Below are 19,909 nucleotides of genomic sequence, written 5' to 3' on the forward strand. Positions count from 1 at the left end.
GGGGCGGCCCGGCGCGGATCGGCTACGGGGCGACCCGGGCGACGAGCACACAGGCGGTGTCGTCGCGCTCCCGCTCGCCGCACTCCTCCACGACCGCCCGGACGCAGTCCTGTGCGGTGCGGGCGGCGGCGAAGCGCGGGGCCAGTGCGAGCAGACGGTGCACGGCGGTGGCTCCGGTGTGCCCGGGCACCGGTCCGTCGGTGTGCAGCAGCAGGACGTCGCCGGCTTCGAGGGTCACCTCGGCCTGTCCGTAGGAGGCGCCCGGGGTGGCGCCGAGCAGCACGCCGTCCGGGGCGTCCAGCGCCCGCCCCGTCCCGCCGCGGAACAGCAGCGGGGCGGGGTGCCCGGCCTGCGCCCACAGCAGTGAGCGGGTCTCGGGCCGGTAGCGCAGACAGACGGCGCTGCCCAGGGCCGGCTGCGCGGTGGTGTCCAGTAACCGGTTCAGGCAGGCCAGCAGCGGTCCCGGCGCGGTGCCGGTCATCGCCATGCCGCGCACGGCGCCGAGCAGCATCGCCATGCCCGATGCGGCGCCGATGCCGTGCCCGGTCAGCTCGCCGGCACCGAGCACCGTCGTGCCGTCGGGCAGCTCCAGGGCGTCGTACCAGTCGCCGCCGATCCGCGCGTGCGCCGACGGCGGCAGGTGGGCCGCGGCGAGGTCGAGGGTCCCCGGGCCGGCCTGCGGGAGCCGCAGGGGACCGTGCCACGTCGGCAGCACGGCCTCCTGCAGCTCGACCGCGAGCCGGTGCTCGGTCCGCGCGGCGGCGTGCCGCTGGTGGCGCAGCGAGTCACGGGTCTCGCTCACCGCCCTTCGGCAGCGGCGCAGTTCGCTGACGTCGCGCAGCACCGCCCACATCGAGGCGGTGCTGCCGTCGGCACCGAGTACCGGTTCGCCCATCATGTGCACGGTCCGTACGCCGTCGTCCGGGCGTACGACGCGGAACTCCCCGTCGATGGGCCGGGCGTCGACCAGACAGTCCGTGACCATCGCGGTCAGTGCGGGTCGGTCTTCCTCGAACACCAGCGAGGGCAGTTCGTCGAGGGTGAGCGGCCCGGTGGCCGGGTCGCGGCCCAGGATCCGGTACAGCTCACCGGACCAGCGCACCTCGTCCGTGAGCAGGTCCCACTCCGCGCTGCCGACCCGGCTGAGCAGGGCGTCGTCCGGTGCCGGGGCCGGACCCGGCACGGGGAGCGGGTCGTCCCGCAGTTGCGCCAGGTGCCCGTCCAGGTCGTCGAGCTGGTGCAGCGCCAGGTCGTACAGCGCGCGCCGCCAGCGCTCCCGCGGGTCCGCCGTGTCGGTCGGGGTGTCACGGCGCACCGCGTCCACCTCGCCCTTGAGCCGCCGGGTCTGCGAGATGAGCGCGTCGACCGGACCGCGTCCTGGCGGCGGGGCGGCTGGACGGTCCGCGGAGAGGTGGGACGGCATGACGCACTCCGATGCGGGAACGGTACGGCCTTCGGGCGGAGGGAGGGACCGTTACGACTGTGGCACAGCCCGCGACGGCCCGTAAGGGATTCGGCAACACACGATAAGGCGGTGCCCAAGGCATATGCCACCGTCTTCGCCGGGTTACCCGCAGGAATACGTCAGAGGTGCTGTGGGCGTCTCAACTCCCATGATACGCAAGTGATATGACGACCCGTCGGTCAACCGTCACCACTCATTCGCACGTTCGACGGACATGTGTTCGCGTGCGGGTGACCGGTGGGTCGCCCCGTCCTCAGTAGCGCAGCACCGCCGCCATCCCGTCCGCGTCCCCGAGCGTGCCGTCCGGGACGAAGCGGACCTCGGCGCCGGTCTCCAGGCACTGCTCCACGATCTCGTCCACGATGTCCGCGCGGGCGTCCAGGTCACCGTCCTCGGCGACGATCAGATGCTCGCCGGCGTCGCGCACCGTGATCCGGTAGTTCTCCTCCACGGCCAGCAGCCGGATCCGGCCCTCCCGGGCGCTCTGCCACAGCTCGTCGACGCCGGCCGCGAACTCCTTGCGCCCCCGGGCCGACTCCAGCGACCGGGCCACGTCCTCGGTGCTCCTGCGGGCCTCGGCCTCCAGCACCGGCCGTACGGCCTGCCACACCGCCTCGGGCGTGCCGTGCGCCAGCCCGCCGTGCGGAACGTGCACGGCGTCCCCGGCCACGCTGCCGGCCTCGCCCAGCAGGGACAGGGCGGCGGGTTCGCCGGTGACGTACAGCGGCCGCGGGTGGTGGCGCAGCAGCTTCCCCAGCGCGGTGTCCGCGTCGCGCAGGAACCGGCGGGTGTCCTCGCTCCGGAAGGCGCTCGGCTGGTCGCCGATCCACTCCTGCCGCTCGGGGTCGAAGTTCCGCTGCTCCCGGATCAGCGGGAAGCCGCCGGCGCGTTCCTCGACGACCCGGTCCACGCCGCCGCTCCACAGGGTGCACCGGTCGGCGGAGACGGACAGCACCCAGAACGGCCGCTGCGCCGTGTGGGCGGAGACGAGGTTGCGGGTCAGGAAGGTGTCCGAGAGGACGATGCGCTCGGGCACGGCGCGGGCGAGCGACCACACCTGGTGCTCGCCCGGGGCGGCGAAGATGGCCAGGCCGTCCTCCGAGTGCGACAGATCGACCTCGCTCAGGGCCCGGTCGAGCTGCAGGGCCACATCGGCGCGCCGGTCCCGGGTGACCGCGGGATCGGCCTCCAGCTTCTTCTTGGCCTCGGCCACCGCGTTGCGCAGCCGGACGGCGTCCTGGGTGTTGAGGGGCTCGCGCCGGTGCGTCGGCGTCAGCACGGACACCGCGGGGTAGGGGCGCGGGCGACGAAGCTCGGCAAGGGTCGCGGGACTCAGATCGTGCTCCATCAGTCTCCTAGCGCGGGGCCCACCGGCTTCGGCCGGTGGGGGAATTGCTTCCCTGGGCTGTGGTGATTTCCTTTCGTCCCGATAAGGGATCGGTTCGGGCTGGACCGCAACCCTCGGGTTGGAAGCCCCCCTCGGACGGGGGGAGCGGAGTCACGACAGCACCATAGGGCGAATTCACCGACGGGGCATTCGGAGCAAAGCGGCCTGTGCGTCTCAGGGGCCGGGCAGCCGCTCAGAGGCGGCCGTCGTCCTCGGATCCGCAGGAACTGCCGCTGCGCGGCAGGGAGCCGTAGAGCAGGAAGTCGTCGATCTTGCGGTGGACGCACTCGGACGACCCGTAGCCGGTGTGCCCCTCGGCCCGGTTGTCCAGCACCACGGCGGAGGGACCGAGCCGCTCGGCCGTCTCCACCGTCCAGCGGTACGGCGTGGCCGGGTCGCCCCGGGTGCCGACCAGCAGCATCTTCGGCGTGTCGAGGTCCTTGACCCGCTCACGGATGTAGTCGGTCCCCTTGGGGCGGCCGTAGCACAGCACCACCTGGGCGAGCCGGTACCGCCCGAAGACCGGCGAGGCCTCCTCGTAGGCGTCACGCAGCCGGGCCAGGTCCCGGGTCAGCCGTTCGGCGTCCGGACGGTCGGGGTCGTCCGCGCAGTTCACCGCCATCAGCGCCGCCGGCAGGTTGTCCAGGGGCACGTCCTCCTCGTCGACGAGGGGGTGGTCGGCCCGCGGGGGCACGGGCGGCGCCAGCCCCCCGGTCGCGAGGGCCTCCACCCCGCGGGTGTCCCCGTCCTCCACGAGCTGGGCGAGCGCCCGCTGCAGCAGCGGCCACGTCTCCTTGGTGTAGAGGCCCTGTCCGATGGCGCCGACCAGGTCCTGACCGGTGAACTCGTCACCGAAGTCGGTCGGCACCGGGTTCTCGTCGAGCGAGTCGACCAGCTCCACGACCTGGGTGCGGGCCGTGCGCGCGTCCTGCCCGAACGGACAGGCGAGCTCCTCGGTGCACCAGGTGAGGAAGTTGTCCAGCGCGGTCTGCTGCCCCCTGGCACCGGCCAGCCCCTGCTCGGCCAGCGGCTCGGTCAGCGTGTCCACGCCGTCCAGCGCCATGCGGCCGACCCTGTCGGGGAACTCGGCGGCGTACACCGCGCCGAGCCGGGTCCCGTACGAGAACCCCAGGTAGTTGAGCTTCCCGTCGCCGAGCGCCTGACGCATCACGTCCAGGTCGCGTGCGACGTCCACGGTGCCGATGTGGTCGAGGACCGGGCCCGAGTGCTCGGCGCACTCGGCGGCCACCTCGCGCAGCTTGCGCAGCGTGTCGCGTGGATCCGCCGTCTCCTCGCCGCCGGTGGCCTCCAGCGCCTGACCGGTGGCGTCGGCACCGCAGCTGACCGGTGCGGAACGGCCGACGCCCCGGGGGTCGAAGGAGACCACGTCGTAGTCCTCGGTCAGGCCCAGGAAGTCCTCGCGGCCACCGGCCAGCCCCATCACCCCCGAACCGCCCGGGCCGCCGAAGTTCAGCAGCACCGAGCCCCGCGGGTCGCCGGAGGCGCGGTAGCGGGCGAGGGCCAGTTCGAGGGTGCCCTCGTCGGGCTTCGCGTAGTCGAGCGGCACGGTGACCGTCCCGCACTGCAGGTCCTTCGGCAGGTCCATGCCCTCGCAGGCCGCCCACGTGATCTTCTGGTCGTAGAACCGGTCGAGGTCGGGATCCGCCCGGCCGGTGGCCGTCAGCCCCGTACCCAGCAGGGCCAGGCCGACCGCCCCGGCGGCCGCGCAGCGCCGGACCGAGGGCCGCACCGCACAGCGCCGGACCGAGGGTCGCTTGGACAGCTTGGCCAGCATCGATGCCTCCAGGGACGCCCCGACCGGCGCCCTCGCCCACCATAAGCGGGCCCCTGGGCTCCCGCCCGTCGGTCCCGCGGCGGCCCGCCGGGTACCCCGCTCCGGTGTCCGGCCGCCAGGAGTTCGACGGCCTTTGCCCGGAGTTCGAGCGGCGGGACGCCCGATGGGGTGAACCGGCTGCGGCATACGGATGAGCCATAACCCGGATGCCACAGTCGCGTTCTGTCCGGTGCGGGCGAACGTCCGCCACCATCTCCGGAAGGCAGGGAACCGATGAGACGGATCACCCGAAACGGCGTGATCGCCGTCGCCGCGGCGTCGGGCGCGATGGCCGGTGCGGTACCGGCGTACGCCGATGCCGGGGCGGAGGGCGTCGCGGCCGGTTCGCCCGGCGTGGGCTCCGGGAACACCATCCAGCTCCCGGTGCACGTCCCGGTGAACGTGTGCGGGAACACGGTGAACGTGGTGGGTCTGCTCAACCCCGCCGCGGGCAGCACCTGCGTCAACGAGGACACGGGCGGGCGGGGCGGCACGGCGACGGGGGCCTCCGCCGTGACCGGGACGCAGGACTCGCCGGGCGTGCTGTCCGGCAACGGGGTGCGGGTGCCGGTGGATCTTCCGGTCAACGCCGGCGGGAACAGCGTGAACGTGGTGGGTGCGGGCAACGCGTCGGCCGGAAACACCTCCACGAACACCTCCGGCGAACGGCCCGGCCGCCCGGCCGAACCCGAACCCGGGCCTGCCGCGCCGCCGCGCCCCCTCCCCGACCCGGCGCCGCACGCGGCCCCGCCGCACACCGCCGCCCTCGCCGACACGGGCGCCGGCCGGACGCTCCCGGTCCTCGGCACCGGCGCCGCGCTCTTCCTGGGCGGAGTCGCCCTGTACCGCCGCGCCCGCCTGCGGACGTACGGCTGAACCGTCCGGAGGAACGACCGGCCCTCGCGGGTCAGCCGTGTCCGCGGTGGAACCGCCGGTGCAACTCCTTGACCCCGTCCGCCAGTCCGGGGACGGGCCCGGCCACGGTCACGCCCGGGGCGATCTCGGCGACGGGCAGTGTCCGCACCGGCGGGGCGGGAACCCCCGGCTCGGTGAGCCAGGACGCCGGCTGCTCGGAGGAGGCGACGTACACGATGCGGCCGAGGCCCACCCAGGCGTGGGCGGCGGCGCACATCGGGCAGTGCTCACCGGAGGTGCAGACCGTGGCCGCGGCCCGTCCGGCGGGGCTCATGCGCGCCGCCGGCCAGCGCGCCGGCTCGAACTCGGGGTGCCGGGTGCGGTCGCCGCAGGCCACGCGGTTGTGGTCCTCGGCGAGCACGGTGCCGTCCCCCGGCACGAGCACCGAACCGAACGGCTCGTCCCCGGACTCCAGCGCCTCGGCCGCCAGTTCCCCACAGCGCCGCAGGTAGGGCAGTTCCTCGTCCCGCACGACCATGGTCCGGCCTCCTCGCCGTGCTCGGACGACAGCCACGGTAATCCCGTTGCCCCGGGCGCCGCCCCGTGGTGGGGTCTGCCGTATGGATGAAGCCGCCGTACTCGCCCTGTTCGACCGTGAGATGCGCGAAGGGGCGCGGCCCGACGGCCCCGGTTCGGAGGTCGAGCGCGTCGGCGCCGTGGTGCGCCACGTGGGCCCCGCGCACGGCTGGAACGGCGTCGTCCGGTCCGCGCTGGGGGACGCGGACGCGGACGCGGCGATCGCGGAGCAGATCGCGTACTTCACCGGGATCGGCCGCGAGTTCGAGTGGAAGCTGTACGGGCACGACCTGCCGGTGGACCTCGGACAGCGGCTCGTGGCGGCCGGATTCACCCCCGGGCCGGCCGAGACGCTCATGGTGGCCGAGGCCGCCGGTCTCGCCCTCGGCACCGAGCCGCCCGAGGGTGTCCGCATCGTGCGGGTCACCGACCGGGCGGGTGTCGGCCTGATGGCCGACGTGCACGCGAAGGCGTTCGGCACCGATGCCTCCCGGTTCCACCGGTACCTGCTCGACCGGCTCACCGCCGCCCCCGACAGCGTCGTCGCCGTCGTGGCACTGGCGGGGGACGAGCCGGTGAGCGCGGCGCGCATGGAGCTGGTGCCGGGTACGTCGTTCGCCGGGCTGTGGGGCGGTGGCACGGTACGGCACTGGCGCGGGCGGGGCGTCTACCGGGCGCTGGTCGCCCACCGGGCCCGGATCGCGGCGGACCTCGGCTACCGCTGTCTCCAGGTCGACGCCTCCGGTCTGAGCCGCCCCGTCCTGGAACGCCTCGGCTTCACCCCACTGACGACGACCACACCGTACGTCCACCCGGGCCGTTAGCGGCCCCGGCACTCACCGGCGCGGCTTCGGGCGATCGCGTTCTGCCGTGCGCGGCCGCGGGCAAGTGGCGTCGCCCGCCCTCGCGGCTACGGGCAGCCGTGCCTCTCCCCGTGCCTGCGGTGATGACCGAGGACCCCTGGCGGACGACCGCCGCACGGGCCGGATGCGCGCGATGCCCGACGAGCGGTGTCTCGCCGCCTACCGGGAGGGCCGCGCCCGGGTGCTCCTCGGCCGCTCCGCCGGCTTCGTCCCCGGCCGCCGGGGCGGTCCCGCCCGGGCGGGAGAACGCCGGTCCGCGGTCGACGCGGGCCGGCGCTCGGCTCCTTTCGCGGTCCTCCTACGACCGGCGGCCGCTCTTGAGGGCCGTGGCGGCGCAGGCCGTGCCCAGCATCAGGGTGAGGGCGCCGATGATGATGTTGTTCCAGATGACGCCGGCATCGGGGTCGGTGCCGACGATCCACGGCGAGATGATCATCCACAGGCCCAGGGCGCACATGGCCCCGCTGAGGCCGTACATGCGCGCCGGGGCCGCGGTGAACCCCAGGGCGAGCAGGCCGATCGCGATGCCCACGATCAGGTTGTGGGCCACGAGCGCGGGCTGGCTCGTCGTGTAGTGAAGTATCCACGGGGACACCGCACAGTAGAGACCGAGCAGGAACACCGGTCCGTCCACGAGGGCCACATCACGACCCCCGAGCATACGGTCGTACCGTGCCCGCATCTCCGGGGCATCGGGGTGGCTCGTGATGTCACCGCGCGGGTGCGAGACGTTGGCCATGAGTCGTCTCCTTCGACTAGCGGACCTGACCGCGCCTGGTGCGGTATGCGGTAAAAGCCGCATAAGTCCATTCTGCTCTTATTTCCCCTTTATGTGTAGGGCTCGTGCGGGCCGTCCCGTCCCGGTACCGACCGACCGTCATGTTCGCGTCACGATTACTGGTCTAAACCCTTGACTGGTACAGACCAAAGCGGTTGAGTGTGCTTTCACGCCCCCCACCACGGCCGCCCCCACTGCCGTGACCGGCCCCGCCGGCATGTGCGGGCGAGGCTCCGCTCCGGCATGTCCTCGTCCGGGAGCGGCCGCGTTCCGTGAAGGAGTTGTTCCCTTGTCGAGAAGACGCATCGCCGCCGTGACCGCCGCCCTCGTCCTCGCGGGCAGCGCGCCGGTGCTGCTCCCCGCCGCCTCCGCCTCCGCCGCCTCGTGCTCCAGTTACCCGAACTGGGTGGCCGGGAGGTCGTACAACGCCGGTGACATCGTGCGGTACACCGACGGCCGGGCGTACATCGCCGAGCACGCCAATCCGGGGTACGACCCGGTCATCAGCACCTGGTACTGGGAGCCGTACGCCTGTGACAACGGCCCCGGAACGCCCGTCGGCAGCTTCGTCGTGTCCGAGGCGCAGTTCAACCAGATGTTCCCGAACCGGAACCCCTTCTACACCTACAGCGGGCTCAAGGCCGCGCTGAGCGCCTACCCCGGTTTCGCCAACACCGGCAGCGACACGGTGAAGAAGCAGGAGGCCGCCGCCTTCCTGGCCAACGTCAGCCACGAGACCGGAGGTCTGGTGCACGTGGTGGAGCAGAACACCGCCAACTACCCGCACTACTGCGACTGGGGGCAGCCGTACGGCTGTCCGGCCGGGCAGGCCGCGTACTACGGGCGCGGACCGATCCAGCTGAGCTGGAACTTCAACTACAAGGCGGCGGGCGACGCGCTCGGCATCGACCTCCTGGGCAACCCCTGGCTGGTGCAGAACGACGCGGCCGTGGCCTGGAAGACGGCCCTGTGGTACTGGAACACCCAGTCGGGGCCGGGCACCATGACCCCGCACAACGCCATGGTCAACCAGGCCGGTTTCGGCCAGACGATCCGCAGCATCAACGGCTCCCTGGAGTGCGACGGCCGCAACCCCGCGCAGGTGCAGAGCCGGGTGACCAAGTACCAGCAGTTCACCCAGATCCTCGGAACGTCACCCGGCGGCAACCTGTACTGCTGACGTCCGACCGCTCGGCGTGGTGTCATGCACCTGACCTAAGACGCTCGGATCACGGCCCGCGCACCGCACGTGCGCGGGCCGCCCCCGGACGAAGGGCAGCCCGCATGCGCACCCCCCACGCCCTGCTCGCCACGACCGTCACGGCCGCCGCGCTGGCCGCGACGGTCGTGGCACCCGCACCCGCCGCCGCGGCGACTGTGCCGCCCGGCACCTACTACGTCCAGAGCGCGACGACCGGACTGAACGCCGCCGACGCCTCCGGGGCGGTCGAACAGCACGGACCGCGCGGCGACGAGGACCGTCAGCGGTGGAACCTGAGAGCCGACGGCACCCTGGAGAACACCGACAGCCCCGGCACCTGCCTCGGCCACACCGGCGACCGGGCCCGGACCGTCGCCTGCGCGAGCCCGGAGGCGCACTGGGAGATCGCCTCCGTGGGCGCGGACCGGTTCACGCTCACCGTCCCCGGCACCGACCGCCGCCTCACCGTCGCCCCGAAGCCCTCCGGCGCGGTCCATCCCGCCCCGCTCGCCGTCGGCACCGGCACCGGCGACCTCGCCACCTGGTACCTGACCCCGGTCGACCCGGTGACCCGTCCCCTGCCGCCGTGGGACCGGCGCACCCTGGACGAGGTCACCTTCCTCACCGCCCACAACGCCTATGCCAACGGCGTCGACGGCGGCTTCGCCCCGCCCTTCATCGACCTCTTCCCCAACCAGAACCGGGGCATCGAGCGCCAACTCGCCGACGGTGTCCGCGGATTCATGCTGGACATCCACCAGACCCCGGACGGCGCGATCCTCTGCCACAACAGCTGCACCCTGGTCAGCAGGCCCGTCGCCCTGTGGGTGGACCTCCAGCGGATCGTCGACTTCCTGCGCGCCCACCCCGACCAGGTCGTCACCGTCTTCCTGGAGGACTACGTCGCCCCGGACGTCCTGCGCGCCGAACTCGCCCGCGTCCAGGGGCTGCCGGACGTGCTCTACCGGCCCGACCGCACCGGTGTCCGGGAGAACGGCTGGCCGACCATGGGGGAGCTGACCGCCGCGGGGCACCGGCTGCTGATCCTCACCGACCACAGCCGCGACGCCGACCGGGCCGCCGGGCTGACCCGCGACACCTTCGGCGTGATGTACCAGCGCGAGTGGACCGTCGAGAACCACTGGTCCATGGGCCCGGGCGTCGGCGCCTCCGACTGGTCCTGCTACAGCCGGTGGTACGACGCGGGCACCACCCTCCCGCTGACCCGCACCGAACCCGGCTTCCGCCCCCTGTTCGTCATGAACCACTTCCGGGACACCACGATCACCTCCACGGCCGGCACGGACAACTCCAAGCTCGCCGACCGCGCCCGCAGGTTCTGTCAGCCGGCCGCCCGCAAGAAGCCCAACTACCTCGCCGTGGACCGCTACGACCTCGGCGACCCGGCGGCCGCCGTCACCGCCCTCAACACCTACGCGTACCCGTAGCCGCCCCGCCGCTCCCGCTCCGGGCCGCCGGTCCCGGAGCGGGACTGGCGCGTTCGGCAGTTTTACGTATAACCTCTCCGGTCAATCCCCCTTCGAGAGGTCACGATGAGACGCATTCCCCTGGTCACCCTCGTCGTCGACGACTACGACGAGGCGATCCGCTTCTACACCGGGGCGCTCGGTTTCCGGCTCGCCGAGGACGCGCCCCGGCCGAACGGCGGCCGCTGGGTCGTCGTCGAACCGGACGCCGGGCACACCGGCGCCGGACTGCTGCTCGCCCGTGCCGACGGGGAGGCCCAGCGGGCCAGGGTCGGTGACCAGACCGGCGGGCGGGTGGGTTTCTTCCTGCACACCGACGACTTCGCCCGCGACCACGCCCGCATGACCGCCGCCGGCGTGACCTTCCTGCAGGAGCCGCGCCACGAGCCGTACGGCTCGGTCGCCGTCTTCCAGGACCTGTACGGCAACCGCTGGGACCTGCTCCAGCCCGCCGCCCCCTGATCCGCTCCGCTTTCCGCCGAACGACCCGCCGAGGAACGACCACACATGTCATCTACGCGCATAGACGCCGAGACTCTCCGCCGCCTCCCCAAGGTGGTGCTGCACGACCACCTCGACGGCGGTCTGCGCCCCGCGACCGTCGTGGAGCTGGCGGAGGCCGTCGGCCACACCCTGCCCACCACCGACCCCGGCGAGCTCGCCGCCTGGTACGTCGAGGCCGCGAACTCCGGCGACCTGGTCCGCTACATCGCCACCTTCGAGCACACCCTCGCCGTGATGCAGACCCGCGAGGGCCTGCTGCGCACCGCCGAGGAGTACGTGCTCGACCTGGCCGCCGACGGTGTCGTCTACGGCGAGGTGCGCTACGCCCCCGAGCTGAACACCCGGGGCGGGCTGACGATGAGCGAGGTCGTGGAGACCGTCCAGGAGGGCCTCGCCGCCGGTATGGCCAAGGCGGCCGCCGCCGGGACGCCCGTCCGGGTCGGCACCCTGCTCTGCGGCATGCGGATGTTCGACCGGGTCCGCGAGGCCGCCGACCTGGCCGTCGCCTTTCGGGACGCGGGTGTCGTCGGCTTCGACATCGCCGGTGCCGAGGACGGGTTCCCGCCCGCCGACCACCTCGACGCCTTCGCGCACCTGCGCCGCGAGAACGTCCCCTTCACCATCCACGCCGGTGAGGCCCACGGCCTGCCCAGCATCCACCAGGCGCTCCAGGTGTGCGGCGCCCAGCGCATCGGGCACGGCGTGCGGATCACGGACGACATCGTGGACGGCAAGCTCGGCCGTCTCGCCGGCTGGGTCCGCGACCGCCGGATCGCGCTGGAGATGTGCCCCACCTCCAACCTCCAGACCGGCGCCGCGACCTCGATCGCCGAGCACCCGGTCACCGCGCTGAAGGACCTCGGCTTCCGCGTCACCCTCAACACCGACAACCGTCTGGTCTCGGGCACCACCATGACGCGGGAGATGTCCCTGCTGGTCGAGCAGGCCGGCTGGACGGCCGAGGACCTGCGCACGGTCACGGTGAACGCCGTGAAGAGCGCGTTCCTCCCGTTCGACGAGCGGAACGCGCTCATCCGGGACGTCGTCCTGCCCGGCTACGACGCGGTGCTCTGAACCAGCCCCCGTACATACGCGGCCTGTCCGACGTGCTGCAGATCGTCGGACAGGACGCTGACCAGCCGTACGCCCAGGGTCACCGGGGGGTCCCAGCCCTCGTCGATCACCCGCTCCAGGTCCTTGGCGGCCAGCGCGCGCAGCGCGCCGAGGGTCTGCTCGTGCACCGCGTCGTGGTAGCCGGTCAGCAGACCGCCGTCGTCGACCCGTACCTCGGCGACCTCCGCCGAGGTGTGGCCGTACCCCGTGTCGCGGCGGGGCAGGCCGAGGTCCAGGCGTTTCGCCCAGTCCTGGGAGAGCCACACCTGGTCGAGTCCGAAGGCGTCGGCGACATGGTCGTCCTGGACCCGGGTGAGGTGCCAGACCAGCCAGGCGACGGAGTTCGCGCCGGGGCCGGGCCGGGCGTTGAGCGCGTCGGGGCCGAGGCCCCCGACGGCGGCATGGACCTCTTCCCGGACGCGGCCGAAGCCGTCGATGAGGATGTCCTTGGCATGCATGCCTCCACCCTCGCGCATCCGCGCCCCTCACGCGCCCCCGTCGTCCAGCAGGGCCATCAGCGCCCGCGCCGCCGGGCTCGTCGCCCGCGGTGACGGCACCAGGGCGACCGTCTCGTACACCGCCTCCCCGGTGTCCTTCAGCGGGAGCGCGGTGAGGGCCTCCCGCTTGTGCCGGAAGTGCCGCGGCACGACGGCGACGCCCAGGTTCTCGTCGACCAGGTCGAGCAGGCTGTGCACGTCGTTCACCTCCAGCGCCACCGTGCGCCGTACGCCCGCGGCGGCGAAGGCGGTGTCGGTGGCGCGGCGCGGACCCCAGTCCGGATGGAAGTCGACGAAGACCTCGTCGGCCAGGTCGTGCGGGGTCAGCGGCGCCCCCGTCCGTGCGAGCCGGTGGTCCGGGTGGCACAGCACGGTCATCGGCTCACTCGTCAGCGGAACCGACCGCAGCTGCTCCGGGTCCGCCTCCGTCCGGTAGGCGAAGGCCAGGTCCAGCCGCCCCGCCGCGACCTCCTCCGCCAGCGCGGCCGAGCCCCACTGGCGCAGCCGGATCTCCACGTCCGGGTGGAGCCGCCGGAACGTGGCGAGCAGCTCCGCCACGTTCACCCCGGCGATGCACTGCTCGGTGCCCAGCGCGAGGGTGCCGCGCAGTACGCCCTGCACCGCGGCCACCGCCTCGTGCGCCGCCCGCACCTGCGCCAGGATCCGCTCGGCCTCCGCCAGCAGCGCCCGCCCCGCCTCGGTGAGCGTCACCCTGCGGGTCGTCCGTACGAACAGCGGTGTCTGCAGCTCGCGCTCCAGCGCGCGGATGGACGCGGACAGGCCCGACTGGGAGACCATCAGCCGCTCCGCCGCGCGGGTGAAGTGCTGGTCCTCGGCCACGGCGACGAAATGCTGGAGGTGACGCAGTTCCATGATTGAGAAGCGTATCCGCTGAATCCCATCGGATTCTCCTGTTGGACCACTGCCCGCAGGTCACGGCAGAGTGGACGGGCGGTTCGACGGAACCGCCCGTCATGCGTGCCAACCCCTCTGGAGTCGCGTTGTACACCGCACACCCCGACCGCTACGCGGACATGCCCTACCGGCGCACCGGACGCAGCGGCCTGAAGCTCCCCGCGCTCTCGCTCGGCCTGTGGCACAACTTCGGCCCCGACCGTCCGGCCGAGACCCAGCGCGCCATCCTGCGCCGCGCCTTCGACCTGGGCATCACCCACTTCGACCTCGCCAACAACTACGGGCCCCCGCCCGGCGCGGCCGAGTCCGCCCTCGGCGAGGCGCTGAGGTCGGACTTCGCGGCCCACCGCGACGAACTGGTGATCTCCACCAAGGCCGGCTACCTGATGTGGCCCGGCCCGTACGGCGAATGGGGCTCGCGCAAGTATCTGCTGTCCTCGCTGGACCAGAGCCTGAACCGGATGGGCCTGGACTACGTCGACATCTTCTACTCGCACCGCTTCGACCCCGGGACTCCGCTCGAGGAGACGATGGGCGCGCTGCACTCGGCGGTCCAGCAGGGCAAGGCGCTGTACGTCGGTGTGTCCAACTACTCGGCCGAGCAGACCCGTGAAGCCGCCCGCATCCTCGGTGAGCTGGGCACGCCGCTGCTGATCAACCAGCCCCGTTACTCGATGCTCGACCGCCGTCCGGAGGACGAGGGGCTGATGGACACGCTGGACGAGCTCCAGGTCGGCTCCATCGCCTACTCCCCGCTGGAGCAGGGCCTGCTGACCGCCCGCTACCTCGACGGCATCCCCGAGGACTCCCGGGCCGCGAGCGACAGCCCCTTCCTGAACACCGACGCCGTCACCGGGGAACTGGTGGACCGGCTGCGCACGCTCAATGAGATCGCCGCCTCGCGCGGCCAGACCCTGGCGCAGATGGCGCTGTCCTGGGTGCTGCGCGGCGGCCGCCTCACCTCCGCCCTGGTCGGCGCGAGCAGCCCGCGACAGCTCGAGGACAGCGTCGCGGCCACCCGGAACCTCGACTTCGGCGAGGAGGAGCTGGCCCGCATCGACGCGGTCGTGAAGCGGTAGCTCACCGGACCGTGCCGGACCGCCTGTCGGGCGTACGCGCGTGACGCGTACGCCCGTTCGGCCTTCGGTGGCCCGCGGGAGGCACGGGCGCCGGCCCGGAGGCGGGCGGAGGGGGGTACCGGCCACCCGTCGTCGGCGGGGTCACGCCCCTTCGGGCACCCGGTCCAGGAAGCCGTACACGGCGCGGACGCGGTCCTCGGCGTCGAGCGCGATCACGTCCGAGCCGGCGACGGGGGCCGAGCCGTCCGCCCGGTTCACCAGCTCCCAGGAGAAGCGCGCGGTGTCGTGGTGGCCGTCGACGTTCCCCGTGAGCCGGAAGTCGAAGCCGGGGAACTGCTCGTGCGCCGCCGCGATCACCGCGGTGATCGCCTCGTGGCCGGCGGCGTCGGACAGCGGGTCGGTGTAACGGCCGTCCGCGGTCCACACGTCGGCCACCGCCTTGGCGCGTGCCTCGGCGCCGTCGGCGTTCCAGGCCTCGAAGTAGCGGGCGACGACGGCGTCGTAGCGGTGGGCGGCTGTGGTCATGGTGAATCTCCCCAGGGAGGTCGTGTCTGCTGGTCGGACGGTGGGTCCCGGTCGTGGCGACCCGGTGCCCCACCTTGCCCGCGCCCCGGGTCCGCGGTCGATTACCTCCGAGGTCATATGCGGCCCGTCGGCCGCACCCGCACTGTTTCGGCCAACGGTGGCGGTGAATATGCCAGGAGACTGGCCGGAAACACATGGTGACAGTGTTTCAGCGGTGAACATACTCGACTAGCGAGAGCGCTTCACACCGCGCGACGGCGCCCTCACGCACAGCATGCGAGCCACGAGGCGGGCAGCCGGCCCGGCCCGGCGGGCGAGCAACGCAGCGGGGGAGGGAACGTGCACGACGAATTCCTGTGCCATGTCACCGCGTACGGGGTCTGCGACGGCCGGCGCATCGGCGTACCGCTCGGCACCTACCGGGCGCCCACCCTCGCCCTCGCCCTGTGGTGGCTGCGCGACCGTGCCCTCTGGATCGCCGAGCGCCTCGACCCGCGGCCCGACGCCGGGCACTTACCGCAGGGGGCGCTCGTCCCCGTCGCCGACGGCGTGCCCGACGTCCCCGCCGTCCTGCGCGCCTGGTGCGGCGACGTCGCCCGGCAGGAGGAGGTGGCCGAGACGCTCGCCGCCGGGCGGATGGTGCGCCTCGCCACCGGCGACGACACCACCGAGTACGAACTGCTGGCCGAGTCCGTGGACGCCCTGCGCATGCAACGCGCCGCCCGGGTGATCGGCGTTCCCGTCGCCTGAGGCGTGCGGCCGCACCCCGGCCGGTGACGCCGGGCACTCGAACGGGCCAATGGATAGAATCCAGACATGGCGGAGCGACTGGTCGCCCCGGAGCTCGTCCTGGAGACCGAGACGGGCTCCACCGTGATGAGTCCGGTCCGCGACTACCACGTGGGACGCGACCCGTCGAGCGACATCGTCCTCGACGACGCCCGGGTCTCCTGGCACCATGCGGTGCTCCACCCCGAGGGCGGCCACTGGACCGTCGAGGACGAGCACAGCACCCACGGCACCTACGCCAACGGTCAGCGCATCCGCGCCCGGGAGGTCGGCCCCGGCCACGTCATCCACTTCGGCAGTCCCGACGACGGCCCCCGCGCCGTCCTCGCCGCCCCCGCGCGTGACCGGCCGCAGGCGGTCTCCCATCCCGCCCTCACCCACACCTTCCGGCAGCCGGCCTCCGTACGGCCGCTGCCCACCCGCACCGTCCGCATCGGCCGGGACCCCGGCAACGACCTGGTCGTCGACGACCTGCTCGTCTCCCGGCACCACGCCGAACTGCACGTCCACGCCGACGGCCCGTACGAGATCGTCGACCTCGGCAGCCACACCGGCACCTACCTCAACGGCGTGCCGGTCGGCCGGGCCGACATCCGCCCCGGCGACATCGTCGGCGTCGGCCACTCCGACTTCTGCCTGATCGGCGACGAACTCCAGGAGTACGTCGACACCGGCGAGGTCTCCCTCGACGTCCAGGACCTCACCGTCGCCGTCGACCGGGGCGCCAAGCGCCTCCTCGACCACGTCTCCTTCCCGGTGGGGGAGAAGTGCCTGCTCGCGGTCGTCGGCCCGAGCGGCGCCGGCAAGTCCACCCTGATGAACGCGCTCACCGGCCAGCGCCCCGCCGACCACGGCACCGTCCTCTACGACGGCCGCGACCTCTACCACGACTACGCCGAGCTGCGCCAGCGCATCGGCCTCGTCCCGCAGGACGACATCCTGCACACCCAGCTGACCGTCCACGCCGCCCTGTCCTACGCCGCCGAGCTGCGCTTCCCGCAGGACACCGCCCGGGCCGAACGACGGGCCCGGGTCGACGAGGTGATCCGTGAACTCGGCCTCGGGGAGCGGGCCCGCCAGCATGTGCACAGCCTGTCCGGCGGACAGCGCAAACGGGTCAGCGTCGCGCTGGAACTGCTGACCAAGCCGTCGCTGCTCTTCCTCGACGAGCCGACCTCCGGCCTCGACCCCGGCATGGACCGCTCGGTGATGCGCATGCTGCGCGGCCTCGCCGACGACGGCCGGACCGTCGTCGTCGTCACCCACAGCGTGCTCAGCCTGGACGTCTGCGACCGCCTCCTCGTCCTCGCCCCCGGCGGCAGGGCCGCCTACTACGGTCCCCCCGGTGACGCCCTCGCCTTCTTCGGCTTCGAGCACTGGCCGGAGGCCTTCGAGGCGTTCGAGCAGCAGCGGGACCGGGACTGGGCGGGACAGTACCGCGACTCGCCCTTCCACCGGCGGTACGTCGTCGAGGCCGCCGCCCAGCCCGAGCGGCCCCGTGAGGAGCCGGTCGCCATGGGGCCCCCGCCCCGGCCGCGCGGCTGGGGCGCCCAGCTCCGCACCCTGGTCCGCCGCTACACCGCCGCGCTCGCCGCGGACCGCACCTTCCTCGCCGTCATGATCGCGCTGCCGTTCGTGATGGGTGCCATGGCGCGGGCCCTCGCGGGCAGTGAGCTGACGCGCAGGTCCGCCATGAACGCCCTGCTCATCCTGTGCGTCGGCGCGGTCCTCACCGGCGCGGCCAACGCGGTGCGCGAACTCGTCAAGGAGCGGGTGATCTACCAGCGGGAGCGGGCCGTGGGCCTGTCCAGATCGGCGTACCTGATGTCCAAGGTGGTCGTGCTCGGCACGGTCACCGTGCTCCAGGCCGTGGTGCTGACCCTCGTCGCACTGCTCGGCGTGGACCTGAACGCACCCGGCGGTGAAGGCGTGCTGATGCCGCCCCTTGCCGAGATCACCGTCGCCGTCGCGCTGCTCGCCTTCACCGCGATGATGCTCGGCCTGCTGATCTCCGCGGTGGTCCGCAAGGAGGAGGTGACGATGCCGCTGCTGGTGCTGCTCGCCATCGTCCAGGTCGTCTTCTGCGGCGCCCTGCTGCCGCTCGACGGCGTGCTCGTGCTGGAGCAGCTGGCCTGGCTGATACCCGCCCGCTGGGGGTTCGCCGCGATGGCCGGCACCATCGGACTCCCCTCGCTCTCGCCCGGCGACCTGAGCCGCGATCCGCTCTTCGCGCACACGGCGGACGGGTGGCTGCTCGCCGTCGGCATGCTGCTCGCCCTGTCGCTCGCCCTCGGCCTGCTGGTGTCCCGTCTGCTGCGGCGTCACGAACCGGTCGTGATGCGGGGGTAGGCGCCCGCGACGACGGCTCCGGGCCCCGTCCCGCGCACGACCTGTCCGCCTGTGAGACCACCGGCCCCGGCCGGCCCGCCGTGTGCCCCGACCCACTGCCGCCGGTGCGGCTGCTGGAGCGGCGCGGCGACCGGGGGCACGTGCCGTGCTCCGACGGCCGGCCGGCGTGGACCGACGGCCGCCGCCCGGTCTTCGTGTCCCGGGGCCCCCATCGCCGGCGCTCCCACGGCCCGCACCGCCGGCCCGCACCGCCGGCCCGCACCGCCGGCCCGCGTCGGCGGCCCGCGTCGGCGGCCCGCGTCGGCGGCCCGCGTCGGCGGCGGGAGGCCCGCCGCGCGTACCCGGGGCCCGTGCGCCGGGAGCGTCGACGGGGAGGCCGTACGGTTCCACGCCCCCGGCCACGGGCGACGGGTGCGCGCCCGGTCAGCGGCCGGTCCCGCCCCTCCGGTGCATCCCTCGTGCCGGCAGCGCCCCCGCGAAACCCGCGACCAGGCCCCACAGCAGGGCCAGGCCCAGGGTGCTCCACAGCCGTGGTCTCAGCAGCACCTGACCGGAGAAGCCCTCGCTCAGGTCGCCGATGCCGAGCACGGACAGGCCGAACCGTGCGGAGACCCGGGCCATGAGGCAGATCATCAGCACGGTCGACGCCAGCGCCACCGCCATGCGCACGGCGTGCCGCCAGGCCCGCACTCCGGCCGGGGAGCGGACCGCCATCAAGAACCCGGCAGCCGGCAGCAGTACCGCCGTCACCACCAGCAGCCACCACCACTTCCCGCCGTCGTGCTCGGTGAGCGTGCCCAGGTTCAGGGTGGAGACGTCCGGTGTGCGCAGCACCTCGTCGAGCACGTGCGGCATGGGCAGCCCGAAGGGCCCCTCCACCCTGCCGTCCCAGGTGGCACCGAACCCGATCGTCAGCGCCGGCCAGACCACGTTGGGCAGCCCCAGCAGGATCACGGCGAACGTCTCGGCCGGATGGCCCCGGGTGGCGGCGACGACCAGCGCGACGACGAGGCCGATGACGACGGCGGCCAGCAACAGCAGCACCATCGCGTACGCCGCCGGACGCACCGACGTCTGCAGGCGCAGCAGCCCGGCCGGCAGCGGGGCGCCGCGGGACACCATCAGCGCCACCAGCAGCACCCCCGCCAGCCAGAGCAGGCCGATGAGGACGGTCGGCGGCACGTCGGTGGAGAACCCCACCACCGGTCTGATCCCGAACAGCTCACCCAGGTCACCGAGCGGACCGTCCCCGAGGGAGAGCTCGTACGTGTGCCGCGCGGCGAGCGCGAGACCGAGGACCGCGAGCAGCCACAGCACGGCGATCCGCGCCGCCCACCCGGCCAGCCCGGGCGCCCCGGCGACCGCCCGGTGCCGCAGCGGGCGCAGGAAGCACCGGCCGACGACCAGCGCCCCGGTGAGGGTCACGGACAGCGGGACGACCGTCAGACCGCCCTGCGCGCCGGCCATCTCGCCGGCGTCCCCGGAGAGCTCCACCGCCCCGCCGACGGCCGTGACCACGGTCGCCGCGACCACCTGGGGGAAGGAACCGCCCGGCAGGTCCGTGGCACCGGCCGCCCACAGTCCCGGCGCGGCCACCGCGCCCATGGCGGCCATCGCCCCGAGCACCGTGACGAGGGCCTGCGCCCAGCCGGGGCGGGCGACCGGACGGCCGGAAGGGGTGCGTGAGCTCAC

The 19,909-nt window shown here is 73.3% G+C and carries 18 protein-coding genes; 9 read left to right on the top strand and 9 right to left on the bottom strand.

Translation table 11 applies throughout. From position 1 onward, the window contains the following. Positions 1-22 precede the first annotated feature (22 nt). The 3 genes from ACF1DX_RS32005 to ACF1DX_RS32015 all read right to left on the bottom strand — a co-directional run bounded on the left by ACF1DX_RS32005 (position 23) and on the right by ACF1DX_RS32015 (position 4,647). The gene (locus ACF1DX_RS32005; RefSeq protein WP_391794640.1) at positions 23-1,423 is read right to left on the bottom strand and encodes a PP2C family protein-serine/threonine phosphatase; all 1,401 of its coding nucleotides are present in this window, start codon (positions 1,421-1,423) and stop codon (positions 23-25) included. A gap of 295 nt (positions 1,424-1,718) precedes the next feature. After that, the gene (locus ACF1DX_RS32010) at positions 1,719-2,813 is read right to left on the bottom strand and encodes a chemotaxis protein (protein WP_391794641.1); all 1,095 of its coding nucleotides are present in this window, start codon (positions 2,811-2,813) and stop codon (positions 1,719-1,721) included. Between the two features lie 232 nt (positions 2,814-3,045). Next, positions 3,046-4,647 (bottom strand): alpha/beta hydrolase, encoded by a 1,602-nt coding sequence (locus ACF1DX_RS32015; RefSeq protein ID WP_391794642.1) that lies wholly within the window; start codon positions 4,645-4,647, stop codon positions 3,046-3,048. 273 nt (positions 4,648-4,920) lie between these two features. On the opposite strand from ACF1DX_RS32015, the gene ACF1DX_RS32020 reads away from it, so the two are divergent. Then, entirely contained in the window at positions 4,921-5,562 is a 642-nt protein-coding gene (locus ACF1DX_RS32020; protein WP_391794643.1) for a chaplin, read from the top strand. A gap of 31 nt (positions 5,563-5,593) precedes the next feature. On the opposite strand, the gene ACF1DX_RS32025 is transcribed toward ACF1DX_RS32020, so the two are convergent. Beyond that, entirely contained in the window at positions 5,594-6,079 is a 486-nt protein-coding gene (locus tag ACF1DX_RS32025; protein ID WP_391794644.1) for a nucleoside deaminase, read from the bottom strand. An 82-nt stretch (positions 6,080-6,161) separates the two neighbouring features. On the opposite strand from ACF1DX_RS32025, the gene ACF1DX_RS32030 reads away from it, so the two are divergent. Beyond that, positions 6,162-6,941, top strand: coding sequence for a GNAT family N-acetyltransferase (locus tag ACF1DX_RS32030; protein ID WP_391794645.1), 780 nt, complete (start codon positions 6,162-6,164; stop codon positions 6,939-6,941). Between the two features lie 337 nt (positions 6,942-7,278). Here the strand turns inward: ACF1DX_RS32030 and ACF1DX_RS32035 are convergent, their stop codons facing one another. Further along, a complete protein-coding gene (locus ACF1DX_RS32035) occupies positions 7,279-7,719 on the bottom strand; it encodes an SPW repeat protein (RefSeq protein WP_391794646.1) in 441 nt (146 codons plus the stop codon). 328 nt (positions 7,720-8,047) lie between these two features. Here ACF1DX_RS32035 and ACF1DX_RS32040 point away from each other — a divergent pair, with 328 nt between their 5' ends. The 4 genes from ACF1DX_RS32040 to ACF1DX_RS32055 all read left to right on the top strand — a co-directional run bounded on the left by ACF1DX_RS32040 (position 8,048) and on the right by ACF1DX_RS32055 (position 12,024). Next, positions 8,048-8,938 (top strand): glycoside hydrolase family 19 protein, encoded by an 891-nt coding sequence (locus tag ACF1DX_RS32040; protein ID WP_391794647.1) that lies wholly within the window; start codon positions 8,048-8,050, stop codon positions 8,936-8,938. Between the two features lie 104 nt (positions 8,939-9,042). Beyond that, positions 9,043-10,407 carry a phospholipase gene (locus ACF1DX_RS32045; protein ID WP_391794648.1) on the top strand — a complete coding sequence of 455 codons (1,365 nt, stop codon included), beginning with the start codon at positions 9,043-9,045 and terminating at the stop codon, positions 10,405-10,407. A gap of 105 nt (positions 10,408-10,512) precedes the next feature. Continuing rightward, positions 10,513-10,908 carry a VOC family protein gene (locus ACF1DX_RS32050; protein ID WP_391794649.1) on the top strand — a complete coding sequence of 132 codons (396 nt, stop codon included), beginning with the start codon at positions 10,513-10,515 and terminating at the stop codon, positions 10,906-10,908. A 45-nt stretch (positions 10,909-10,953) separates the two neighbouring features. Beyond that, positions 10,954-12,024 carry an adenosine deaminase gene (locus ACF1DX_RS32055; RefSeq protein ID WP_391794650.1) on the top strand — a complete coding sequence of 357 codons (1,071 nt, stop codon included), beginning with the start codon at positions 10,954-10,956 and terminating at the stop codon, positions 12,022-12,024. On the opposite strand, the gene ACF1DX_RS32060 is transcribed toward ACF1DX_RS32055, so the two are convergent. Both ACF1DX_RS32060 and ACF1DX_RS32065 read right to left on the bottom strand, forming a co-directional pair. Continuing rightward, positions 12,006-12,521 carry a DinB family protein gene (locus tag ACF1DX_RS32060; protein ID WP_391794651.1) on the bottom strand — a complete coding sequence of 172 codons (516 nt, stop codon included), beginning with the start codon at positions 12,519-12,521 and terminating at the stop codon, positions 12,006-12,008. The genes ACF1DX_RS32055 and ACF1DX_RS32060 overlap by 19 nt on opposite strands. 27 nt (positions 12,522-12,548) lie before the next feature. Continuing rightward, positions 12,549-13,433, bottom strand: coding sequence for a LysR substrate-binding domain-containing protein (locus ACF1DX_RS32065; RefSeq protein WP_391794652.1), 885 nt, complete (start codon positions 13,431-13,433; stop codon positions 12,549-12,551). Positions 13,434-13,561: 128 nt separating this feature from the next. On the opposite strand from ACF1DX_RS32065, the gene mgrA reads away from it, so the two are divergent. Then, on the top strand, positions 13,562-14,554 hold the full coding sequence (gene mgrA, locus ACF1DX_RS32070; protein WP_391794653.1) for an L-glyceraldehyde 3-phosphate reductase: 993 nt from the start codon (positions 13,562-13,564) through the stop codon (positions 14,552-14,554). 141 nt (positions 14,555-14,695) lie between these two features. On the opposite strand, the gene ACF1DX_RS32075 is transcribed toward mgrA, so the two are convergent. Further along, positions 14,696-15,079, bottom strand: a complete 384-nt coding sequence (locus ACF1DX_RS32075; protein WP_391794654.1) for a nuclear transport factor 2 family protein — start codon at positions 15,077-15,079, stop codon at positions 14,696-14,698. A 339-nt stretch (positions 15,080-15,418) separates the two neighbouring features. Between ACF1DX_RS32075 and ACF1DX_RS32080 the strand changes: the two genes are divergently transcribed. Together ACF1DX_RS32080 and ACF1DX_RS32085 are read left to right on the top strand one after the other, a co-directional pair. Next, positions 15,419-15,829: a hypothetical protein gene (locus ACF1DX_RS32080; protein ID WP_391794655.1), complete on the top strand. Its 411-nt coding sequence runs from the start codon at positions 15,419-15,421 to the stop codon at positions 15,827-15,829. A gap of 66 nt (positions 15,830-15,895) precedes the next feature. After that, on the top strand, positions 15,896-18,217 hold the full coding sequence (locus ACF1DX_RS32085; RefSeq protein WP_391794656.1) for an FHA domain-containing protein: 2,322 nt from the start codon (positions 15,896-15,898) through the stop codon (positions 18,215-18,217). Between the two features lie 423 nt (positions 18,218-18,640). On the opposite strand, the gene ACF1DX_RS32090 is transcribed toward ACF1DX_RS32085, so the two are convergent. Beyond that, positions 18,641-19,909, bottom strand: coding sequence for a streptophobe family protein (locus ACF1DX_RS32090; RefSeq protein WP_391794657.1), 1,269 nt, complete (start codon positions 19,907-19,909; stop codon positions 18,641-18,643).

Source organism: Streptomyces sp. NPDC014676 (assembly GCF_043084105.1).
Lineage (GTDB): Bacteria > Actinomycetota > Actinomycetes > Streptomycetales > Streptomycetaceae > Streptomyces.

Bases quoted from the DNA above. Each gene is read 5' to 3' on its own strand.
- ACF1DX_RS32045 (WP_391794648.1), top strand. From the start codon at position 9,043: ATGCGCACCCCCCACGCCCTGCTCGCCACGACCGTCACGGCCGCCGCG.
- ACF1DX_RS32055 (WP_391794650.1), top strand. From the start codon at position 10,954: ATGTCATCTACGCGCATAGACGCCGAGACTCTCCGCCGCCTCCCCAAG.
- ACF1DX_RS32020 (WP_391794643.1), top strand. From the start codon at position 4,921: ATGAGACGGATCACCCGAAACGGCGTGATCGCCGTCGCCGCGGCGTCG.
- ACF1DX_RS32015 (WP_391794642.1), bottom strand. From the start codon at position 4,647: ATGCTGGCCAAGCTGTCCAAGCGACCCTCGGTCCGGCGCTGTGCGGTG.
- ACF1DX_RS32030 (WP_391794645.1), top strand. From the start codon at position 6,162: ATGGATGAAGCCGCCGTACTCGCCCTGTTCGACCGTGAGATGCGCGAA.
- ACF1DX_RS32010 (WP_391794641.1), bottom strand. From the start codon at position 2,813: ATGGAGCACGATCTGAGTCCCGCGACCCTTGCCGAGCTTCGTCGCCCG.
- ACF1DX_RS32005 (WP_391794640.1), bottom strand. From the start codon at position 1,423: ATGCCGTCCCACCTCTCCGCGGACCGTCCAGCCGCCCCGCCGCCAGGA.
- ACF1DX_RS32050 (WP_391794649.1), top strand. From the start codon at position 10,513: ATGAGACGCATTCCCCTGGTCACCCTCGTCGTCGACGACTACGACGAG.
- ACF1DX_RS32035 (WP_391794646.1), bottom strand. From the start codon at position 7,719: ATGGCCAACGTCTCGCACCCGCGCGGTGACATCACGAGCCACCCCGAT.
- ACF1DX_RS32065 (WP_391794652.1), bottom strand. From the start codon at position 13,433: ATGGAACTGCGTCACCTCCAGCATTTCGTCGCCGTGGCCGAGGACCAG.
- ACF1DX_RS32025 (WP_391794644.1), bottom strand. From the start codon at position 6,079: ATGGTCGTGCGGGACGAGGAACTGCCCTACCTGCGGCGCTGTGGGGAA.
- ACF1DX_RS32060 (WP_391794651.1), bottom strand. From the start codon at position 12,521: ATGCATGCCAAGGACATCCTCATCGACGGCTTCGGCCGCGTCCGGGAA.
- ACF1DX_RS32075 (WP_391794654.1), bottom strand. From the start codon at position 15,079: ATGACCACAGCCGCCCACCGCTACGACGCCGTCGTCGCCCGCTACTTC.
- ACF1DX_RS32085 (WP_391794656.1), top strand. From the start codon at position 15,896: ATGGCGGAGCGACTGGTCGCCCCGGAGCTCGTCCTGGAGACCGAGACG.